We start from the raw sequence: 20,290 nt of genomic DNA, 5'->3' as shown, positions 1-20,290 counted from the left end.
CGAGATCGCATGCCCTCAAGCGCCGGCCGGCGTTGAGGAACGCTCCGTACCCCGTGGGACCGTGGGAGAAAGACAATGGAACTAGACATCGTCGCGTTATCGCGCTTCCAATTCGCGCTGACGGCGCTTTACCACTTCCTGTTCGTACCGCTGACGCTCGGCCTGTCCGTGCTCTTGGCGATCATGGAAACCGTCTATGTCATGACCGGCCGCCAGATCTGGCGGCAGATGACGAAATTCTGGGGCACGCTGTTCGGCATCAATTTCGTGCTCGGCGTTGCCACCGGCATCGTCATGGAATTCCAGTTCGGCATGAACTGGAGCTATTACAGCTATTATGTCGGCGACATCTTCGGCGCGCCGCTGGCGATCGAAGGCCTGATGGCCTTCTTCCTCGAGGCGACCTTCGTCGGTCTGTTCTTCTTCGGCTGGGACAAGCTCTCGAAGGTCGGCCATCTCGTCGCCACCTGGGCGGTGGCGCTCGGTTCGAACTTCTCCGCACTCTGGATCCTCATCGCCAATGGCTGGATGCAGAACCCCGTGGGATCGGCCCTCAATCCGCAGACGATGCGCATGGAGATCACCAGCTTCTTCGACGTGGTGTTCAACCCGGTCGCCCAGGCGAAATTCGTCCATACGGTGTCGGCCGGTTATGTCTGCGCCTCGATCTTCGTGCTCGGCGTCTCGGCCTGGTATGTGCTGAAGGGCCGGCATATCGAGCTTGCCAAACGTTCGATGACGGTCGCCGCCTCCTTCGGTCTCGCTTCGGCGCTCTCGGTGGTCGTGCTCGGTGACGAGAGCGGTTATCTCGCGACCGAGAACCAGAAGATGAAGCTCGCCGCGATCGAAGGCATGTGGAAGACCGAGCCGGCGCCGGCCGCCTTCACCGCCTTCGGCTTCCCCGATCAGCAGGCGCGCGAGACGCATTTTGCCGTGCATATTCCCTGGGTCATGGGCCTGATCGGCACACGGTCGCTGACGACCGAAATACCCGGCATCGACAAGCTCGAACAGCAGGCCGAGGTCCGCATCCGCGACGGCATCAAGGCCTATGACGCGCTGACGCAGATCCGTGCGGCGCCGGCGCAGGATCAGGTGGCCCAGGAGGTTCGCACGTCCTTCGAGGATCTCGGCCATGATCTCGGCTACGCCCTTCTTCTGAAGCGCTACGTCGACGATCCGCGCCAGGCGACCGACGCGCAGATCGCTCAGGCCGCGCGCGACACCATCCCGCATGTGCCGACGCTGTTCTGGTCCTTCCGCATCATGGTCGGCCTCGGCATCTTCTTCATCCTGCTGACCGCCACCTTCTTCTGGCTGTCGGCGCGCCGCCATCTCGACAAGTACCCGCTGCTTCTCAGGATTGCCGTGCTGGCGATCCCCCTGCCCTGGGTCGCCATCGAGCTCGGCTGGGTCGTCGCCGAATTCGGCCGCCAGCCCTGGGTGATCGAAGGCGTGCTGCCGACGGCGGCGGCCGTCTCCAGCCTCGGCGCCGGCACCGTGCTTTTGACCATCATCGGTTTTGCCGCCCTCTACACAGTGCTGATCGTCATCGAGATGAGCCTGATGATCAAAGCGATCAGGCAGGGGCCGGAACCGGATGACGAGCCGGAAGCGGTGCTGATTTCCGAAACCCTCATCCCGGCTGCGGAGTGACTGCCATGATCCTTCACGAACTCCTCGATTATGAAACCCTGCGCCTCATCTGGTGGCTGTTGCTCGGCGTGGTGCTGATCGCCTTTGCGACGACGGGCGGATTCGATCTCGGCGTCGGCACGCTTCTGCCTTTCGTCGCCAGGACCGATACGGAACGGCGCGTGGTGATCAACACGATCGGCGCCACCTGGGAAGGCAACCAGGTCTGGCTGATCCTCGGCGGCGGCGCCATCTTCGCCGCCTGGCCGCCGCTTTACGCGGTCTCCTTCTCGGGCTTCTATCTCGCGATGTTCGCGATCCTTTTCGCGCTCATCCTGCGCCCGGTCGGCTTCAAATACCGGTCGAAGCGCGACAGCGCCCGTTGGCGCACCGGCTGGGACTGGGCGCTTTTCGTCGGCGGCTTCGTGCCGTCGCTGATCTTCGGTGTTGCCGTCGGCAACGTGCTGCAGGGCGTGCCCTTCCGCTTTGCCGACGACATGCGGATTTTCTACGAAGGCTCGTTCTTCGCCTTGCTCAACCCCTTTGCGCTGCTGTGCGGCCTGCTTTCCCTGGCCATGCTGACGATGCACGGTGCGGCCTGGCTGGTGCTGAAGGCGAGCGGTCCGGTTGCAGAGCGGGCCAGAAGCTACGGCAGCATGGCCGCTCTCGCCGCCATCGTGCTGTTTGCCCTCGGCGGCGTCTTCTTGTGGATCGGCGTCGGCGGCTATCGCATCACCAGCGATATCAGCCCGATCGGGCCTTCCAATCCGCTGCTGAAGACGGTGGCGCTGGAGAAAGGCGCGTGGCTTGCCAATTACACCGCCCATGCGTGGATGATCGCCGCACCCGTCCTCGGCTTTGCCGGTGCTGCACTGGCTTTCATCGCCATGCGGGCAAGGCGCGAGGTGATGACGCTGCTCTTCAGCACGGTCGCGATCCTGGGGATCATCTCGACGGTCGGTCTCTCGATGTTCCCGTTCATCCTGCCCTCCTCGCTCGATCCACGCTCGGGCCTGACGGTCTGGGATGCATCCTCCAGCCATATGACGTTGTTCATCATGCTGGTGGTGTCGGCGATATTCCTGCCGATCATCTGTGCCTACACGGCCTGGGTCTACAAGGTTTTGTGGGGCAAGGTCGAAGAGAAATCCGTCACCGACAAAAACAGCCACGCCTACTGAGGGAGACGAAACGATGTGGTATTTCGCATGGATCCTCGGCCTGCCGCTGGCCGCCGCTTTCGCCGTCCTCAACGCCATGTGGTACGAACTGATGGACGATGCCGCCAGAAAGAAGGCGTCCGAAACGCGCAAGTAGTTATGGAAAGGGCGCGGCTTCGAACCGCGCCCTTTCTTCTATTATCAGCCTTCCAGCCATTTCACCTGTTCGGGTGTCAGCTTGATGTCGAGTGCCGAAAGACTGTCTTCCAGTTCGGCGACGGTGCGCGGCCCGATCAGCGGGATGACCGGGAAGGGCTGGGCGATGACATAGGCGAGCGCGATATGGATCGGGTTGCGGCCGAGCTTGTTGGCGAGCTCGATGGCGCGGTCGCGGCGTCCGAAATTGCGCTCGGAATACCAGACGCGCACGATTTCCTCGTCGTCGCGCTTGTCGCGGCCGGCGCGGTCGGTGAAGAAGCCGCGGCCCTGGCTCGACCAGGCAAAGTTCGGGATCTGCTTCTCGTTCAGCCATTTCTTCCAATCGTCATCAGAAGCGGCGACGCAGCCGGCCCAGATCGGGTCGAGCATCTCGGCAAGCGAGAAGTTGTTGGAGAGGGCCGCAGGCGCCGCCTTGCCGGTCTTTTCGGCATAGGCGATTGCCTCGTCGAAGCGCGCTCGTGTCCAGTTCGAGCCGCCGAAGATGCCGCGGATGCGGCCGCGTTTGACTTCTGCATCCATGGCATCGACGAACTCGCCGACAGGCACGTCGGTATTGTCGCGATGCATGAAATAGATGTCGACATAGTCGGTCTTCAGCCGGGCGAGAGACTGGTCGAGCTGCTTGGCGATCATATCGGGATAGCAGAGCGGCGAATGGGCGCCCTTGCCGATCAGCACGATCTCCTCGCGCGGCACCTGGCGGCTCGTATGCCAGTCGCCGAAGATCGCCTCCGTCTTGCCGGCGCCATAGACATAGGCGGTATCGAAGGCGTTGCCGCCGGCTTCATAGAAGGCGTCGAGCGTCAGCGAGGCGGCGGCGAAGTTCGGGAAGAATTCGAAGCCGAGCGTCACGACCGAGGCCGGCTTGGAGATGCCGGGGATTTCGCGCCGCGGGATGCTGTTGCCGCGCGTGACCACGCCGCCGGCAATGTTTTTCGTGCGCTTTGCCGCTTTCTCGACGCCGTATTCGAGGCCGACCGAGGCGCGCCACTGGTCGAGCACGCGCAGGTTTGCGATCGAATCCGCCCAGCTCATGCCGGGGGCGCTGAATTCGGTTCTGCCGGCACGGATAGCATCGCCCGCCGCGTCCGCCTCGAAGGAATAGAGCCAGCGATCCTCCCTGACCTCGATCGTCTCCTGTTTGCCGCCCTTGAAGATCTCGATCTTGCCGACGCCGCCCTTGTGACCGGAGGCGAACCAGAAGTCGGCGACCTCGATCCGGCCCTCGGAGCCGATGATGCGCAGCACATTGTCCTGTTGCGCCATGATCGAGCAGGAGACTTCGGCGATGATCTCGTTCGGGAATTTGAGCACGGCCGATGCCCACTCATCGACGCCGCTCTCTCCGAGATGGGCGACGCCCGCAACCTTCTCCGGTTCGAGGAAGGCTTTGCCTTCCGCAGCACCTGCAATCAGCCTCGCCATCGAGACCGGATAACCGCCGACATCGAGAATGCCGCCGCCGGCGGTGTCATTGGCGAACAGCCGGTGTTCCGGCCTGTAGCTGCCCATATTGAAGCCGAAGCTCGAGCGGATGATGCGCAGCGTGCCGATGACGCCGCTGTTGATGAGCTCGACGAGCTTCTCCGTCTGCGGATGCACGCGGTACATGAAGGCCTCGCCGGCAAAGACGCCGGCCTTCTTGGCTTCGTAGTAGACGGCTTCGGCATCATAGGCCGAAAGTGCGATCGGCTTTTCCACCAGGATGTGCTTGCCGGCGCGGGCGGCCTTGATCGCCCATTCGGCATGGCCGGTATGGGGCACGGAAATATAGACCGCATCAACCTCGGGGTCGGAAAGCAGCGCCTCGTAACCGTTGACGATGCGGGCGCCGGGGAAGTTTTCGGCAAGTCCAGGCTTGGACGGGTTGCGGGTGGCGATTGCCACCAGTTTGCCGGTACGCGAATGGGCGACGCCATCGGCAAAGGTGCGGGCGATGGTGCCGGGGCCGATAATGCCCCAGCGGATCGGTTGATCGGAAGTCATGGAAACCTCTTTCGTCTTTCTGCCTTGGGATTGCGACAGAGCATGATGCCGAAAAGTGTGAGCGGTTTTCGGACGACATCATGCTCTAACTCTTTAATTTAGAACAGGATTCAGATTTTAGGCCGGCCCGGCCTGAAATCATCCTGTTCTAGCGGAGCCGTTTGCCGGCGCCGTCAAAAAGGAATGTGCGGCTTGCGGGAAGGCCGACGGTCAGCGTCTCGCGATTGCCGGCGACGCGTGATTCCGGCCGCTCGATGATCAGCTGCTCGCTGCCGATGGCGGCATAGATGTAACTGGTGTTGCCGAGATGTTCGGCGACGTCGACCGCGACGGTGAGATCGGCATCGCCCGCGCCGGCATCGACGAAATGTTCGGGCCGGATGCCGAGCGTCACCTTCGTGCCGGCTTCGATGGGTTCGGTGACGGGCAGCGGCAAGCGCATATTATCATCGCTTTCCAGCGCGATGACCGCCCTGCCCGGTTGCGTTTCGACCACCATCGCGTTCAGGAAATTCATCTTCGGCGAGCCGACGAAGCCGGCGACGAACTGGTTGGCGGGATCGTCGTAGAGATCGAGCGGTGCGCCGATCTGCTCGATATTGCCGGCGCGCAGCACGACGATCCGGTCGGCGAGCGTCATCGCTTCCGTCTGGTCGTGGGTGACGTAGATCATCGTCGTGCCGAGCTGTTTGTGCAGCCTCGAGATTTCGACGCGCATCTGCACGCGCAGTTCCGCGTCGAGGTTCGACAGCGGCTCGTCGAACAGGAAGACCTCCGGTTCGCGGACGATGGCGCGGCCGATTGCGACGCGCTGGCGCTGGCCGCCGGAAAGCTGCTTCGGCCGCCGCTTCATCAGCTCGGTGATCTGCAGGATTTCGGCGACATGGCGCACGCGCCGCTCGGTATCGGCCTTCGGATTGCCGTTCATCCGCAGGCCGAAGCTCAGATTTTCCTCGACCGTCAGGTGCGGATAGAGCGCATAGGACTGGAAGACCATGGCGATGCCGCGATCGGCCGGCTCGACGTCGTTGACGACCCTGCCGCCGATCTGAAGTTCGCCCGAGGTGATATCCTCAAGACCGGCGATCATCCTGAGCAGCGTGGACTTGCCGCAGCCGGACGGGCCGACGAAGACGACGAACTCGCCATCCTTCACCTCCAGATTGGCGCCGTGGATGATCTCGAAGCCGCCGAAGCGCTTGACGATATTGCTGAGTGAAAGCTCTGCCATGCAGCCTCCCGATTACTTGATTGCGCCGGCCGCGATGCCGGCGATGAAATGGCGCTGAAGAGCCACGAAGATGACGAGGATCGGCGCCGTCAGCAGCACCGCGCCGGCCATGATGCCGCCCCAGGAGACCTTGGTGAGGCCGATCAGCGTTCCCAATGCCACCGGCGCCGTCATCATGCCTGGCCTGGAATTGATCAGCAGCGGCCAGAGGTAATTGTTCCACGAGTGCAGGAAGAGAATGATCGCCAATGCCGCCATGGTCGGGCGCGCCAGCGGCAAGGCGATGCGCAGGAAGATCTGCCATTCCTTGACACCTTCGACCCGGGCCGCATCGAAAAGCTCGCCCGGCATCATCGAGAAGGATTGCCGCATGAACAAGACGCCGAGGGAATTGAACAGCGGCGGCACGATCAGTGCCACCCAGGTGTTCGCCAGCTTGAACTCGCGCGCCACCATGATGAATTGCGGGATGACGACCACGGAGAAGGGAAGCGTGATCGTGCCGAGGATGATGGCGATGACGACGGTGCGGCCGACGAAACGGTAACGTGCCAGCGCCCAGCCGGCCATCGAAGTCAACAGCACCGAGAGCATCGTATAGATGATCGCGACGCCGACGGAGATCACCATCGCGCCGATGAAATCGGTATCGGCCTGCAGGTTCTGGAAATTTGCGACGAAGTTGGTCGAAGGCCAGAGCACGATCTCGGGGCTGAAGATGCCGTTGTCGGGCATGGTCGAGAAGACGAACATCATCCAGAGCGGAAACAGCCAGATCAGCGCCAGCGGCGCCAGCACCGCGTGCAGCGCAATCTGACGGAGGAGAAGGGATTGCGATTTGGATTTCATTTCGGATCCCTCCCGACCCAGAGATTGAGAAGCGAGATCGCCACCGCAAGGGCAGCCATCGTATAGGCGATCGCCGAGGCATAACCGAAGTTCAGCGCGGTGAAGCCCTGGCGATAAAGGAAGAGGCCGAGTGTTTCCGTGCCGCCGCCGGGGCCGCCGCGATTGGTGATGAGGAAGGGCTCGGTGAAGAGCTGCATGGTGCCGATCACCGAGAGCACCACACAGAAGAGGATGATCGGCTTCAGCAGCGGCAGCGTGATGTGGAAGAATTGCTGTACCTTGCTCACCCGGTCGAGCGTTGCTGCCTCGTAGACATCGTCGGGAATGGCCTGCAAGCCGGCAAGGATGATGATGGCGTTATAACCGGCCCAGCGCCATGTGACGGCGAGGATGATCACCGCCATCGCCGCATTGGCATTGTCGAACCAGGATATCGGGCTGAAACCGATGGCTGAAATCATCTTGTTGATGACGCCGAAATCCAGGCTGAACATCAGCCGGAACACGGCCGCGTAAGCGACCTCACCGACGACGACGGGGGCAAAGAAGGCGAAACGGAAAAGCGGGCGCGCTTTCAGGAGCGGCGAATTGAGCAGCACGGCCATGACGGTCGCAAGCGCGATCATGACGGGCACCTGGATCACCAGGATGATCAGCGTGTTGTAAAGGGCATTATAGAAGGCGGGGTCATAAAAGAGCCGGCCCCAATTGGCCTGGAAACTGTATTTCCACGGGTTGATGCGGGTGTTCTGAAAGGAAATCAGGAACGAGTCGATGATCGGCCAGACCCAGAAGGTGGCGAAAACAAGCAGATAGGGGGCGAGGAACGCATAGGCGCTCCGGGTTCTGAACGGCATCGAGCCTCCTCCTCACGAACGAATGACCGGCCGCGTTGCAGGCCGGGGGAAAGCCGGGCGCTTCAAGCGCCCGGCATCGTCATTCATTGCGCGATCGGAAGTCCGGTTGCGGAAGCGATCTGCTTGGCGGCATCGTCGAGAGCCGCCTTCGCATCCGGGTAGCCGCCGGCGAAGAATTTCGTCTGCGTCGCCCTGAAGATACCTTCGGCATCGCTCTGGAAGGCGGTGCCGCGGCTCGGCACGATCTTCGGCAGCGTCGCCAGGATATCGGCCCAGACCTTCTGCCCGCCCCAATAGGGCTGCGCCTCGTTGACGAAGGGATCCTTCTCGGCCGAAAGCAGCGACGGCACCAGGCCGAATTCCTTCAGCATGGTCACCTGCCCCTCGTTCGTCCCGAGGGCGTAGTTGACGAATTTCCAGGCCGCTTCCTTGTTTGCCGACGTTGCCGAAATGGCAAGCGACGAACCGCCGAGATTGGCCGCGTGCGGGCCATCGGCCGTCAGGCTCGGCATCCTGTAGACACCCCACTTGCCCTTGAGATCGGGAGAGGTCGAGCGCACGGTGCCCTCATACCAGCCGCCATAGAGCTGGCTTGCCGCCTTGCCGGCGGTGTTGGCCTGGATCTTTTCGTCCCAGTTGGCTGATGTCAGCGTGCCGGCATCCTTCATCTCCTTCACCTTTTGCAGCGAAGCGACGCAGGCCGGCTGGTTGATGGTGATGTTCTGGCCGTCGGTCGAGAAATAGCCGCAGCCCTGCTCGTTGGCGATCATGCGGAACCATTCGCTGTCGCCGTTGAAATCGGCCTGCGCCATGACGACACCGGGATTGGCGGCCGAGATCTTCTTGCCGGCGGCGATGAAATCGTCCCAGGTGCTGATGGTGCTCGGATCGACGCCGGCCTTTTCATAGAGATCGCGGCGGTAGAAGACGGCGACGGGACCGGAATCCCAGGGCATAGCATAGGCAACATCGCCGACTTCGAGCTCGGTGCGCTTGAAGTCGGGGAACTTCGCCTGAATATCGGCGGTGTAGCCGAGCTCTTTCAGATTGGCGAAGCAATCCGGGAAGCGGCTCCAGAAGATTTCAGCTTCGAAATTCTCGATGCTGACGATGTCGGGCAGACCTTCGCCGCCGGCAGCGCAGGCTGCGAGCGTCTTGTCGAAGACCTGGCTGTTTCCGAGATCCTCGACGGTGATCTTGATGTCGGGAAACTGCTTGTTGAAGCCGGGCAGCGTGGATTTCAATGCCGACGCGGCGACATTCCAGCTCCAGATGGTGAGATTGGCCGGTTCCGCAAAGGCAGAGCCGGAAGCGAGCAGTGCGACAGCTGCGGTCGCGGCGAGAAGTTTGAAGCGCATTGAAAATCCTCCCTTTTCAATTGCCGATCTTTCACGAACGCGGTTAGACTATCCGCAAGGGAGCGGCTGTCTCCTAAAAAGGGAATATGGATTTGGCGGAAAGTAAGATCGGCACCAGTGCAATCTACCGGCCCGGCGCCAGCAGCATCGAGGGTTCGCCGACGGCGCTGCAGATGTTTCATGCCCATCCGCTCGTCATGGCCATGCCGCACTGGCATGCGCAGGTCGAGGTCAACTATGTCATGCGCGGCACTGTTCACTATCGGATGAGCGATCACGAATTCCGGCTGAACGCCGGTGAAATGTGCCTCTTCTGGGGTGGCCAGCCGCATCAGATGGACGAATCCTCGGATGATTCGCTCTATGCCGGCGCCCATCTGCCGCTCATCTATTTCTTCCGGCTGCGTCTGCCGATCAGCATTTCCAGCCGACTGATGAAGGGCGAGACGCTGCTGACCTCGGCGACCGATGCCGCCGACAACGAAAATTTCGCTCGCTGGTTCCGCTATGCCAAGTCCGGCGATTCCGCCAAGGCCCAGCACGCCGTTGATGAATTGCTGCTGCGTATCGAGCGCATTGCGCTCGAACCCTATTCGATGACGACGTCGAAGACGGCCGTCAGCCTGGAAGGGGATCAGCCGCATCCGAATTCCTCGCGCAGCGTCGCGCGCATGTGCGATTTCATCGCCGCCAATTTCCTGCAGGACATCGATTCGGTCGACATCGCCCGCGCCGCCGATCTGCACCCGAAATATGCGATGAACCTGTTCAAGCGATCGACCGGCATGACGATCAGCAAATATGTGACGCTGCTCAGGCTGTCGCGCGCCCAGGCGATGCTGATGAGCGAAGGCGCCAATGTGTTGCAGGTGGCGATGGACAGCGGCTTCGGCTCGATCAGCGCCTTCAACAAATCCTTCCGCCATATCGCCGGCATGTCGCCATCGGACTTCCGCCGGGATATCCGGCTGGTGACGACGGTGCCCGCCGGCGCCTTCCAGAACTGACGCGTCGCGATCTTTCAGATTCGCTGCGCGCTTTCTACCGAGCAAAAAACCAGCCTATGGTGACGGCAGGCTGCGCACATTTTTTGCGCAAGTGCATGCACTCTGCGATGTCGCCACGCGCGGCGCCATGATGCCTCCAGTGAAATCAACGATTTGGAACCTGGCACGCGGCTTGCTTCGATATTTGCAGAGTTGGTGGCTAGGGTTCCGGCGTCGCAAGGCGTGACTGGTCCGAGAGCTGCCACCGGCAGGGGAGACATCCTGCCGGGTGCACGGCGGGATAAAAACCCGGGAGACCTCGTAAGCCAAGGGATTGGCGGCACGATGGTCATTGCCGATCCCTTTTGACGAAAAGCAAAGGGGAATTTCAATGCAGACTTTTTCGAAGCTTCTTTCCATCACCGCACTGACGGCATCCTTGGCTCTGGGCCTCGGTTCGACCGCGAAAGCCGAACAGAAGACCGATTTCAAGGTTGCCTGGTCGATTTATGTCGGCTGGATGCCCTGGGGCTATGCCGCCGATCACGGCATCGTCAAGAAATGGGCCGACAAATACGGCATCAAGATCGAAGTGACCCAGTTCAACGACTATGTCGAATCGATGAACCAGTATACGGCCGGCGCCTTCGATGCCGTGACGCTCACCAATATGGACGGCCTCTCAATCCCGGCAGCCGGCGGCGTCGATACGACGGCCGTGATCATTGGCGACTTTTCGAACGGCAATGATGCGGTCATCCTGAAAGACAAGACGAGCCTTGCCGATATCAAGGGTCAGAACGTCAATCTCGTCGAATTTTCCGTCTCCCACTATCTGCTCGCCCGGGCACTCGAAAGCATCAAGATGACCGAGCGCGACGTCAAGGTGGTCAATACCTCCGATGCCGACATGGTCGCTGCCTACAAGACGGCTGACGTGACGGCTGTCGTCACCTGGAATCCGCTGGTCTCGACCATTCTGGAGGATCCCACGGCCAAGAAAGTGTTCGACAGTTCGCAGGTGCCGGGCGAAATCATCGACCTGATGGTCGCCAACACAGGCGTGCTGAAGGACAATCCGAATTTCGGCAAGGCGCTCGCCGGCATCTGGTATGAGACGGCAGCGCTGCTGACATCAGACAGCGCCGACGGCAAGGCCGCACGCGAGGCGATGGGCTCGGCGTCGGGCACCGATCTCAAGGGTTTCGAATCCCAGCTTGCCGCCACCAAGCTGTTTGCCAAGCCAGCTGATGCCGTCGCCTTTACCGCGTCGGGCAGCCTGCCGAAGACGATGGATCTCGTCCGCAACTTCCTGTTCGAAAAGGGTCTGCTCGGCAGCGGTGCGCCGTCGGCGGACGTGATCGGCATCGAAATGCCGGATGGCAAGATTCTCGGCGACAGCGGCAACGTCAAGCTGCGCTTTACCGAGACCTACATGAAAGCAGCCGCCGACGGTTCGCTCTGAGAGTGGCTCGAGCGGCGGCGTGCTTGCCCACGCCGCCATCCTTCATCTGCGGAGCTTCTCTCATGCGTTGGATCAACACGAGACCGAGCCGGGGCTCACAGCTTGCGTTGACGCTGCTGCCCTTCGTGCTGCTAATCGTCGCCTATGCTTTCGGCTCAGCGGCGCGACTGGCGGAAAACGCCAATGACAAATTGTTGCCGGGCTTCGCAGATTTCGCCGATGCGATCAATCGCCTGGTCTTCGTCGCCGATCCGCGCACCGGCGAATACCTGCTCTGGTCTGATACGGCGGCGAGCCTAGTGCGGCTGTTTGCCGGTCTCGGCATTTCCACTGTCACCGCACTCGTCATTGGCATGCTGATCGGCATGCTGCCGTACCTGCGGGCGCTGCTCTCCCCCTTCGTCGCCGTTGTCTCGATGGTGCCGCCGCTGGCGCTACTACCGATTCTCTTCATCGCCATGGGGCTTGGGGAAGCCTCTAAGATCGCGCTCATCGCCATCGGCGTTGCCCCGACGATGATCCGCGACCTTGCCCTGAAGGCGCTGGAACTGCCGCGCGAACAGATCGTCAAGGCTGAAACGCTCGGCGGCTCTTCCTGGCAGATCGGCCTTCGCGTCGTGCTGCCGCAGATCCTGCCGCGGCTCATCACCTGCCTCAGGCTTCAGCTCGGCCCTGCCTGGCTGTTCCTGATTGCGGCCGAAGCGATCTCGTCGGATTCCGGCCTTGGTTACCGCATCTTCCTCGTGCGCCGCTACCTCTCCATGGACGTGATCTTTCCCTATGTCGTCTGGATCACGCTGCTCGCCGTGGTCATGAATTACATCCTCGATCGCATTCGCATCGCTCTCTTCCCGTGGTCGGAGCTGGAGAAGCAGGCATGAGCGAGCTGGTGATCGAAAGGGTCTGGAAGGAATATGGCGACCAGATCGTGCTTGAGAATGTGTCGCTCACCGTCGCCTCGCGCGCCTTCGTCGCTCTTGTCGGCCCGTCCGGCTGCGGCAAGACGACATTCCTGCGCATGCTGCTTGGCCAGGAACGACCGACGCGGGGCGCCATCCGGCTCGACGGTGAACCGTTGCCGCTCGAGCCGGGGCCGGATCGCGGCGTGGTTTTCCAACGCTACTCCGTCTTCCCGCATCTGACCGTCCTCGGCAATGTGCTGCTCGGCCGCGAATTTTCTGCGGCGCGCTGCAAGGCAAAGCTTTTCGGCGCTGCCCGCCGCAGCGCGGTCGACGAGGCGCGGCGGCTGATCGGCGAAGTCGGCCTTGCCGGCGCCGAGGACAAATATCCGGCACAGCTTTCCGGTGGCATGCAGCAGCGCCTGGCGCTGGCGCAGGCGCTCATCATGAAGCCGAAAGTGCTGCTGCTCGACGAGCCATTCGGGGCGCTCGACCCCGGCATTCGCGCCGAAATCCATACCTTGATGAAACGGCTCTGGCACGAAACGCAGATGACCGTCGTCATGGTGACGCACGACATGCGCGAGGCCTTCACGCTGGCGACGCGGGTCGTCGCCTTCGAGCGGCGGCGTGACCGCCCGGAGGAGAAGGAGCGCTACGGCGCGACCATCACCAAGGACATTTCCATCTGGCCGCCCAGGCTTGCCGGCGCGCCGTCCATCTTCAGCCCCGACCGGGACGGCCCGGTCATTTCTCTGGGCCATCGCCGGGACGACCCGGCTTCCAGTCCGTCAGGAGAAAAACCATGATGCATGTCAGACGCTCGCCCGAGGAAATCGCCGCCAACCGGCAGCGTTACGAGGAACATCAGAAGAAGGGGCTGGAATTCGCGCCGAAGGCTCTGCCGGCGCCGAGCCCCCTGCCCGCCCCCGCCATCGATGCGGCTGCGATCATCCACCAGGAAACCATCCCCGGCGGCTGGTACTGGTCGACAGCGCTGAAGCGCGGCGAAGCGCTCCGCATCGACCAAGGCGACGGCGGATCGACCGTGGCGCTCGTCGCCTGGAACGCCGCTGATACCAGCGAGCGGCTCAATCTCGTCGATACGGTCAAGGTGCAGTGGACGACTGCCCTTGGCAAGGGCCGCGTCATCTTTTCGGATATGGGCCGGGTGATGTTTTCGCTGACCGAAGACAGTTCCGGTGCCCATGATTGCCTGATGGGCGGCTCGACGGCGGCCTCGAACGCCGCAAAATATCCCGGCGTCAAGACCCGCAACACCCGCGACAATCTCGTGCTCGTCGCCGGCAAGCTCGGTCTCACCAGGCGCGACATCCCTGGGATTCTCAATCTTTTCGCTTCCGTCCGCGTCGACGACGAGGGTGGCTTCCACTGGCGCGGCAAACTTTCCAATAGCGGCGATTATGCCGAACTGCGCGCCGAAATGGACATGATCGTGGGCTTTTCCAATTGCCCGCATCCGCTCGATCCAGATCCGGTCTATGCGCCGAAGCCGGTCATCGTGACGCGCTTTCGTGCAGGTGCGCCCGCCGTCGACGACCTCGCGCGCACGGCGACCGCCGAGGCCGTTCGCGGCTTCGAGAACAACGCCGCGATGCTGGCCTGAGGAGGAATGACGATGACCGATTTCATCAAGACGTCAGCTTCACGCAGCCTCGAAAACGCCGTGCAGGATCATTTCATCCCGGCGGAAGCGCCGTGGTCCGGCATCGTGCGCAAGGGTCAGACGATCCGCATCGAAGACAGCTACGGCCAGCAGGCGATCGACACGCTGTTTTATCGCGCCGATGATTTTGGCGAGCGCTATTCCAACCAGGACACGATGCGGGCGCAGGGTGGCGCCTATATCGGCGCCGGCACGAAGATCGTCTCGAACGAGGGCAATGTCATGCTTGTCATGACGGCCGACAGCTGCGGCCGCCATGATACCTCCGCCGGCGCCTGCTCCTGCGAGAGCAACACCGTGCGCTTCGGCCATGGCACGAAATACCTGCATGCCTGCCGCGACAATTTCGTGCTCGAGGTGACCCGGCACGGCATGAGCAAGCGCGACATCGTGCCGAACATCAATTTTTTCATGAATGTCCCGATCAAGCCGAACGGCGAGATGACCATCGTCGACGGCATTTCCGCGCCCGGCGACTATGTCGAACTGGTGGCTGAAATGGACGTGCTCTGCGTCATCTCCAACTGCCCGCAGATCAACAATCCCTGCAACGGCTTCGATCCGACACCGATCCGGGTGCTGATCTGGGACGGCGAGGACTGATCGATGTTCGCCAAGGTTCTCATCGCCAATCGCGGCGAAATCGCCGTCCGGGTTATCCGGACATTGAAGAGGATGGGCATCGCCTCGGTTGCCGTCTATTCCGATGCCGATCGCTTCTCGAAGCCGGCGCTGCTCACCGACGAAGCCGTGCGCCTCGGCCCGGCGCCTGCTGGAGAAAGCTATCTCAACGTCGATGCCGTCATCGCCGCCTGCAAGGCGACCGGTGCCGAGGCCGTGCATCCGGGCTACGGCTTCCTCTCGGAAAATATCGGCTTTGCCCAGCGGCTCGCCGCGGAAGGCATCGCCTTCATCGGTCCGCGGCCGGAGCATCTGTCGGCTTTCGGCCTGAAGCATACTGCGCGTGAATTGGCAAAAGCGAGCGGCGTGCCGCTGCTGCCCGGCACCGATCTGCTGCGAAGTGTCGAAGAGGCGCTCCTGGCCGCCGAGACCGTCGGTTATCCCGTCATGCTGAAAAGCACGGCGGGCGGCGGCGGTATCGGCATGCAGCTCTGTGCCGATACGGCCGGTCTCAAGGCCTCTTTCGAAAGCGTACAGCGGACGGCGCGCGCCAGCTTCGGCGATGCGCGTGTCTACATCGAGCGTTTCGTTGCCGAAGCCCGCCATGTCGAGGTGCAGATCTTCGGCGACGGCAAGGGCACAGTGATCGCGCTCGGAGAGCGCGACTGCTCGCTGCAAAGGCGAAACCAGAAGGTCGTCGAGGAAACGCCTGCCCCTGGTCTGTCGGCGGAAACACGGGCGCGCCTGCACAAGGCGGCGGTCGATTTGGGAGCTTCGGTCTCCTATGAATCGGCCGGCACCGTCGAATTCATCTATGATCCCCAGCGCGGGGAATTCTATTTCCTCGAGGTCAATACCCGCCTCCAGGTCGAGCATCCCGTCACCGAAGCCGTCTTCGGCATCGATCTCGTCGAGTGGATGATCCGGCAGGCGGCGGGCGAGGACGTGCTGTCGGGCGCGAGCGACCTGACGCCGAAGGGTGCGGCGATCGAAATGCGCATCTATGCCGAGATGCCGCATGCCGATTTCCGCCCGAGCGCCGGCCTGCTGACCGAGGTCGTCTTTCCCAACGATGCCCGTGTCGACGGCTGGATCGAGACGGGAACCGAGGTGACACCCTTCTACGACCCGATGCTTGCCAAGCTGATCGTGGCGGCGGAGGATCGGCCGGCGGCGATCGAGAAGCTGAAGGCAGCGCTTGCCGCGACAGCGATTTCAGGCATCGAAACCAATCTCGATTATCTCCGGGCGATCGCCGCTTCCGAACTGCTTGCCGGCGGTAAGGTGGCGACGACGGCGCTGCGTGACTTCGCCTTCGTTCCGGATATCGTCGAGGTTATCGCACCCGGTGCGCAATCGAGCATTCAGGAGCTGCCGGGCCGGCTCGGCCTGTGGCATGTCGGCGTGCCGCCGAGCGGGCCGATGGACGAGCGCTCCTTCCGCCATGCCAACCGGCTGGTCAGCAATGCCGATGAGACGGCCGCGCTGGAACTGACGGTTTCCGGTCCGACGCTGCGATTTTATGCCGACCAGACGATCGCCCTTGCCGGGGCGCGGATGGCGATGACGTGCGATGGGATCAGGCTTCCCCACGACGAGCCGGTCCTGATCCGGGCCGGTCAGGTGCTGTCGGTCGGTGCGATCGAAGGACCGGGGCAGCGCGCCTATCTTGCCGCTGCCGGCGGTTTTGCCGCGCCCGTCGTGCTCGGCTCGCGGGCGACTTTCGGCCTTGGCCAATTCGGCGGCAACGCCACCGGCACGCTGAAGACGGGGCATGTGCTGCATTTCGCCCGGCAGGCGCCGGTGCAACCGGCCAAACCTGCATCCGAGCCGGCCGCCTTGTCCCGAGAATGGGATGTCGGCGTCGTCTACGGTCCGCATGGCGCACCGGATTTCTTTCAGAATAGCGATATCGAGACGCTGTTCTCCGCAGCTTACGAGGTGCATTTCAACAGCGCCCGCACCGGTGTGCGCCTCATCGGCCCCGCCCTGCTTTGGGCACGCCGCGACGGTGGCGAGGCGGGGCTTCACCCCTCCAACCTGCATGACAATGCCTATGCGATCGGCGCGATCGATTTCACCGGCGATATGCCGATCATTCTCGGGCCCGACGGTCCGAGCCTTGGCGGTTTCGTCTGCCCGGCCGTGATCGCGCGTGACGAGCAATGGAAGATGGGGCAGTTCAAGCCCGGCGACCGTATCCGTTTTCATGCCGTGGCCCGGCCGGAAGACCCGATCGCCGGCCCGGCGGTGCGGCGGGCCGCGGAAGAGACGGGTTCGCCGATCGTCGGCGTCAGCGAGGACGGCCCGGTTTCGGTCGTTTATCGCCGCCAGGGCGACGACAACCTGCTCGTCGAATATGGGCCGATGACGCTCGACATCGCGCTCCGCCTGCGGGTTCATCTGCTGATGCAGGCTGTCGCCGAGGCCCGCTTGCCCGGGATCGTCGACCTCACGCCGGGCATCCGCTCGCTGCAGATCCATTATGACGGCACGCAGCTGACGCGCCGGCGCCTGCTCGGGCTACTCTCTGAGATCGAGACCACGCTGCCGGCGGCACAGGATGTCAAGGTGCCGAGCCGTATCGTGCATCTGCCGCTGTCGTGGAACGATCCGGATGCGGCGCTTGCCATGCGCAAGTATCAGGAACTCGTCCGCCCTAATGCGCCCTGGTGCCCCGATAACATCGAGTTCATTCGCCGCATCAACGGTCTTCCCGACGAACAGGCCGTCCGGAATATTGTCTTCGACGCGAGCTACTTCGTCCTGGGCCTCGGCGATGTCTATCTCGGCGCTCCGGTTGCGACCCCGATTGACCCGCGCCATCGTCTCGTCACGACAAAATACAATCCCGCCCGCACCTGGACGCCGGAAAATGCGGTCGGTATCGGCGGGGCCTATATGTGCATCTACGGCATGGAAGGACCGGGCGGCTATCAGCTCTTCGGTCGCACCATCCAGGTCTGGAACACGTGGCGGGAAACGCCGGCCTTTGCCAGGGGCAAGCCCTGGCTCCTGAACTTCTTCGACCAGATCCGTTTTTTTCCGGTCAGCAACCAGGAGCTGACCGAGGCGCGTGCGGCCTTCCCGCATGGCGGCTATCCTGTCAGGATCGAAGAGACCGAATTCTCCTATGCCGCCTACGACAAGGACATGCAGGCGAACGCAGTATCCGTCGGCCGCTTCAAGGCGACGCAGCAGGCGGCCTTCGATGTAGAGCGTCAGCACTGGAAGGAAGCCGGGCTCGACAGCTTCGTCGCCGATGAAGGCACGGGCGAAAATACGGCCGCGGATGTTCCCGACGGATGCTTCGGCGTTGCCAGCGCTGTGCCCGGCAATATCTGGAAATTGCTGGTCGAACCGGGCGCCCCGGTTGCGGCCGGCGACACGCTTGCCATCATCGAATCGATGAAAATGGAAATCAATGTCACCGCCCATGCGGCAGGCCGTGTCCGCGACCTGCGCGCCGGGCCGGGGAGAAACGTCAAAGCCGGCGATATTATCGTCGTCGTGGAGGAATGCTGACATGCTGCCGACCATTCTCGATCTCTCAAGCCTTCGCGCCGCCTATCAATCCGGCCTGACGCCGCTCGACATCATCGAAGAGGTGATCGCCCGCCGCGCCGCTTCGAAAGATCCGGCAATATTCATCACCCCGGTGCCGGATGAAGAGTTACGCTCTGCCGCCAAAGCGCTGATGGCGCGCGCGCCTGAGGCAAACAGCCTGCCGCTCTGGGGCGTGCCGTTCGCGGTGAAAGACAATATCGATGCCGCCGGCCTGCCGACGACCGCCGCCTGCCCGGCCTATGAATATCGGCCGGACGTCGATTCCACCGTCGTTGCCAGATTGAAGGCAGCCGGCGCCATCGTGATCGGCAAAACCAATCTCGACCAGTTCGCGACCGGCCTCAATGGCACGCGCTCGCCCTATGGGGCGCCACGTTCGGTCTTCGATGCGGCCTATATATCCGGCGGCTCGAGCTCGGGCTCGGCGGTCACGGTCGCCTCCGGCCTCGCCGCCTTCGCGCTCGGCACAGATACGGCGGGCTCCGGCCGCGTGCCGGCCACTTTCAACAATCTGGTCGGCATCAAGCCGACGCCGGGGCTTCTCCCGAATACCGGCACTATTCCGGCCTGCAGGAGCGTCGACTGCATTACAATCTTCGCCCCCACCGTCGGCGACGGCGTCGCGGTCCGAAAGGTCGCCGAGGGATTTGACGCTGCCGATCCTTTCTCGCGTCGGGCCGAGCCGGCGAAGCTGCCGGTGTCGGGGTTGCGGATCGGCGTCCTGACCGCCGGGGAGCGGGAATTCTTCGGCGACAAGGGGGTGGAGGCACTCTACGACCAGGCGATCGAGCGGGCGAGAACACTGGGCGCGACCATTGTCCCCTTCGATTACACGCCCTTCCGCGAGGCCGCCGCCCTCCTTTATGATGGCCCATGGGTCGCCGAACGCCTGGCGGCGGTCGAGGCTTTCCTGGCGACGAACGCAGCCGATTTCGACCCGACAGTACGGGGGATCATCGAAGGCGCCGGGAGCAGCACCGCGGTCGACGCCTTCAATGGCCGATATCGGCTGGAAGAACTGCGCCGGAAGACGGAAATCGAATGGGGAAAGGCCGACGTGCTTCTGCTGCCGACTGCACCGACCACCTACACGGTCGCCGATATGCTCGCCGATCCCGTCGTGCTGAACGGCCGTCTCGGCCGCTATACCAATTTTGTCAACCTGCTTGATTGCGCGGCGATCGCCGTTCCGGCAGGCTTCGCGGAGGGCGGCTTGCCCGGCGGCATTACCGTGATCGCGCCTGCTTTCACGGACGATGCTCTGGCGCCACTTGCCGATGCGCTGCACCGGGCTGCGACATCAGGCATGGGCATCGACCGGCAAGCGGCGATCCCCGAGGCGAGCCGCGTTGCGGCTGCTGATGATGACTTCGTCGAGATTGTCGTGGTTGGTGCGCACCTGACAGGCATGCCGCTCAATCATGAGCTGACCGGCGCCGGCGCGCGGCTGGTCAAGGCCTGCCGCACGACCGGCGAATATCGTCTCTTCGTGCTGCCGGGCACGGTGCCGCCGAAGCCGGGTCTCATCCGCGAACCCGGCTATAGGGGTTCCGGCCTGGAGGTTGAGGTCTGGGCCATGCCTGCCGATGCTTTCGGGTTTTTCGTCCAAAAGATCCCGGCACCGCTCGGTATTGGAAAAGTGGCGCTCGACGACGGCACGAGCGTTTCCGGTTTTCTCTGCGAGGCACACGCGGTGAGCGGCGCCGAGGACATCACGCCGCTCGGCGGCTGGCGAACGTATATTCGCGCCAAATTGGCGAGTTGAGCATG

16 protein-coding genes and 1 riboswitch are annotated in these 20,290 nt (G+C 62.7%); of the genes, 11 read left to right on the top strand and 5 right to left on the bottom strand.

The genetic code is table 11. The features are described from left to right. The first annotated feature begins 75 nt into the window (after window positions 1-75). Genes CO671_RS21110 through cydX form a run of 3 tightly spaced genes read left to right on the top strand, consistent with a single transcriptional unit; the run spans window position 76 to window position 2,952 of the window. Window positions 76-1,656: a cytochrome ubiquinol oxidase subunit I gene (locus CO671_RS21110; RefSeq protein WP_097607566.1), complete on the top strand. Its 1,581-nt coding sequence runs from the start codon at window positions 76-78 to the stop codon at window positions 1,654-1,656. Window positions 1,657-1,661: 5 nt separating this feature from the next. Further along, window positions 1,662-2,816 (top strand): cytochrome d ubiquinol oxidase subunit II, encoded by a 1,155-nt coding sequence (gene cydB / locus CO671_RS21105; RefSeq protein WP_097607565.1) that lies wholly within the window; start codon window positions 1,662-1,664, stop codon window positions 2,814-2,816. Between the two features lie 13 nt (window positions 2,817-2,829). Then, window positions 2,830-2,952, top strand: coding sequence for a cytochrome bd-I oxidase subunit CydX (gene cydX / locus CO671_RS21100; protein ID WP_003595707.1), 123 nt, complete (start codon window positions 2,830-2,832; stop codon window positions 2,950-2,952). Between the two features lie 44 nt (window positions 2,953-2,996). Here cydX and CO671_RS21095 read toward each other — a convergent pair whose 3' ends face one another. From CO671_RS21095 to CO671_RS21075, 5 genes are all read right to left on the bottom strand, one after another. Continuing rightward, window positions 2,997-5,000 (bottom strand): aldo/keto reductase, encoded by a 2,004-nt coding sequence (locus CO671_RS21095; RefSeq protein ID WP_097607564.1) that lies wholly within the window; start codon window positions 4,998-5,000, stop codon window positions 2,997-2,999. Between the two features lie 148 nt (window positions 5,001-5,148). After that, window positions 5,149-6,231: a sn-glycerol-3-phosphate ABC transporter ATP-binding protein UgpC gene (ugpC, locus tag CO671_RS21090; protein WP_097607563.1), complete on the bottom strand. Its 1,083-nt coding sequence runs from the start codon at window positions 6,229-6,231 to the stop codon at window positions 5,149-5,151. A 12-nt stretch (window positions 6,232-6,243) separates the two neighbouring features. Continuing rightward, window positions 6,244-7,080, bottom strand: coding sequence for a carbohydrate ABC transporter permease (locus CO671_RS21085; protein WP_097607562.1), 837 nt, complete (start codon window positions 7,078-7,080; stop codon window positions 6,244-6,246). Continuing rightward, on the bottom strand, window positions 7,077-7,937 hold the full coding sequence (locus CO671_RS21080; RefSeq protein WP_097607561.1) for a sugar ABC transporter permease: 861 nt from the start codon (window positions 7,935-7,937) through the stop codon (window positions 7,077-7,079). Before CO671_RS21080 ends, CO671_RS21085 begins: the two co-directional genes overlap by 4 nt. Before the next feature lie 83 nt (window positions 7,938-8,020). Continuing rightward, window positions 8,021-9,295: an extracellular solute-binding protein gene (locus CO671_RS21075; protein WP_097607560.1), complete on the bottom strand. Its 1,275-nt coding sequence runs from the start codon at window positions 9,293-9,295 to the stop codon at window positions 8,021-8,023. Between the two features lie 86 nt (window positions 9,296-9,381). On the opposite strand from CO671_RS21075, the gene CO671_RS21070 reads away from it, so the two are divergent. The 8 genes from CO671_RS21070 (at window position 9,382) to atzF (ending at window position 20,285) form a co-directional block, all read left to right on the top strand. After that, the gene (locus CO671_RS21070; RefSeq protein WP_097607559.1) at window positions 9,382-10,302 is read left to right on the top strand and encodes a helix-turn-helix domain-containing protein; all 921 of its coding nucleotides are present in this window, start codon (window positions 9,382-9,384) and stop codon (window positions 10,300-10,302) included. Between the two features lie 188 nt (window positions 10,303-10,490). Further along, a riboswitch (guanidine-I (ykkC/yxkD leader) is annotated at window positions 10,491-10,599 on the top strand. Between the two features lie 73 nt (window positions 10,600-10,672). Next, window positions 10,673-11,746 (top strand): putative urea ABC transporter substrate-binding protein, encoded by a 1,074-nt coding sequence (locus CO671_RS21065; RefSeq protein ID WP_097607558.1) that lies wholly within the window; start codon window positions 10,673-10,675, stop codon window positions 11,744-11,746. Window positions 11,747-11,808: 62 nt separating this feature from the next. Next, window positions 11,809-12,627 (top strand): ABC transporter permease, encoded by an 819-nt coding sequence (locus tag CO671_RS21060; RefSeq protein WP_097607557.1) that lies wholly within the window; start codon window positions 11,809-11,811, stop codon window positions 12,625-12,627. Next, the gene (locus CO671_RS21055; protein WP_097607556.1) at window positions 12,624-13,454 is read left to right on the top strand and encodes an ABC transporter ATP-binding protein; all 831 of its coding nucleotides are present in this window, start codon (window positions 12,624-12,626) and stop codon (window positions 13,452-13,454) included. The genes CO671_RS21060 and CO671_RS21055 overlap by 4 nt, the downstream gene beginning before the upstream one ends. Next, a complete protein-coding gene (locus CO671_RS21050; RefSeq protein ID WP_097607555.1) occupies window positions 13,451-14,272 on the top strand; it encodes an urea amidolyase associated protein UAAP1 in 822 nt (273 codons plus the stop codon). Before CO671_RS21055 ends, CO671_RS21050 begins: the two co-directional genes overlap by 4 nt. Before the next feature lie 12 nt (window positions 14,273-14,284). Beyond that, on the top strand, window positions 14,285-14,935 hold the full coding sequence (locus CO671_RS21045) for an urea amidolyase associated protein UAAP2 (protein ID WP_097607648.1): 651 nt from the start codon (window positions 14,285-14,287) through the stop codon (window positions 14,933-14,935). A gap of 3 nt (window positions 14,936-14,938) precedes the next feature. Continuing rightward, window positions 14,939-18,478 carry an urea carboxylase gene (gene uca / locus CO671_RS21040; RefSeq protein WP_097607554.1) on the top strand — a complete coding sequence of 1,180 codons (3,540 nt, stop codon included), beginning with the start codon at window positions 14,939-14,941 and terminating at the stop codon, window positions 18,476-18,478. A 1-nt stretch (window position 18,479) separates the two neighbouring features. Further along, the gene (gene atzF, locus CO671_RS21035; protein ID WP_097607553.1) at window positions 18,480-20,285 is read left to right on the top strand and encodes an allophanate hydrolase; all 1,806 of its coding nucleotides are present in this window, start codon (window positions 18,480-18,482) and stop codon (window positions 20,283-20,285) included. Window positions 20,286-20,290 lie beyond the last annotated feature (5 nt).

The organism is Rhizobium sp. M10 (genome assembly GCF_002531955.1).
In the GTDB taxonomy this organism is placed as follows: Bacteria; Pseudomonadota; Alphaproteobacteria; order Rhizobiales; family Rhizobiaceae; genus Rhizobium; species Rhizobium etli_C.
This window is presented reverse-complemented; position numbering and strand designations above follow the sequence as displayed.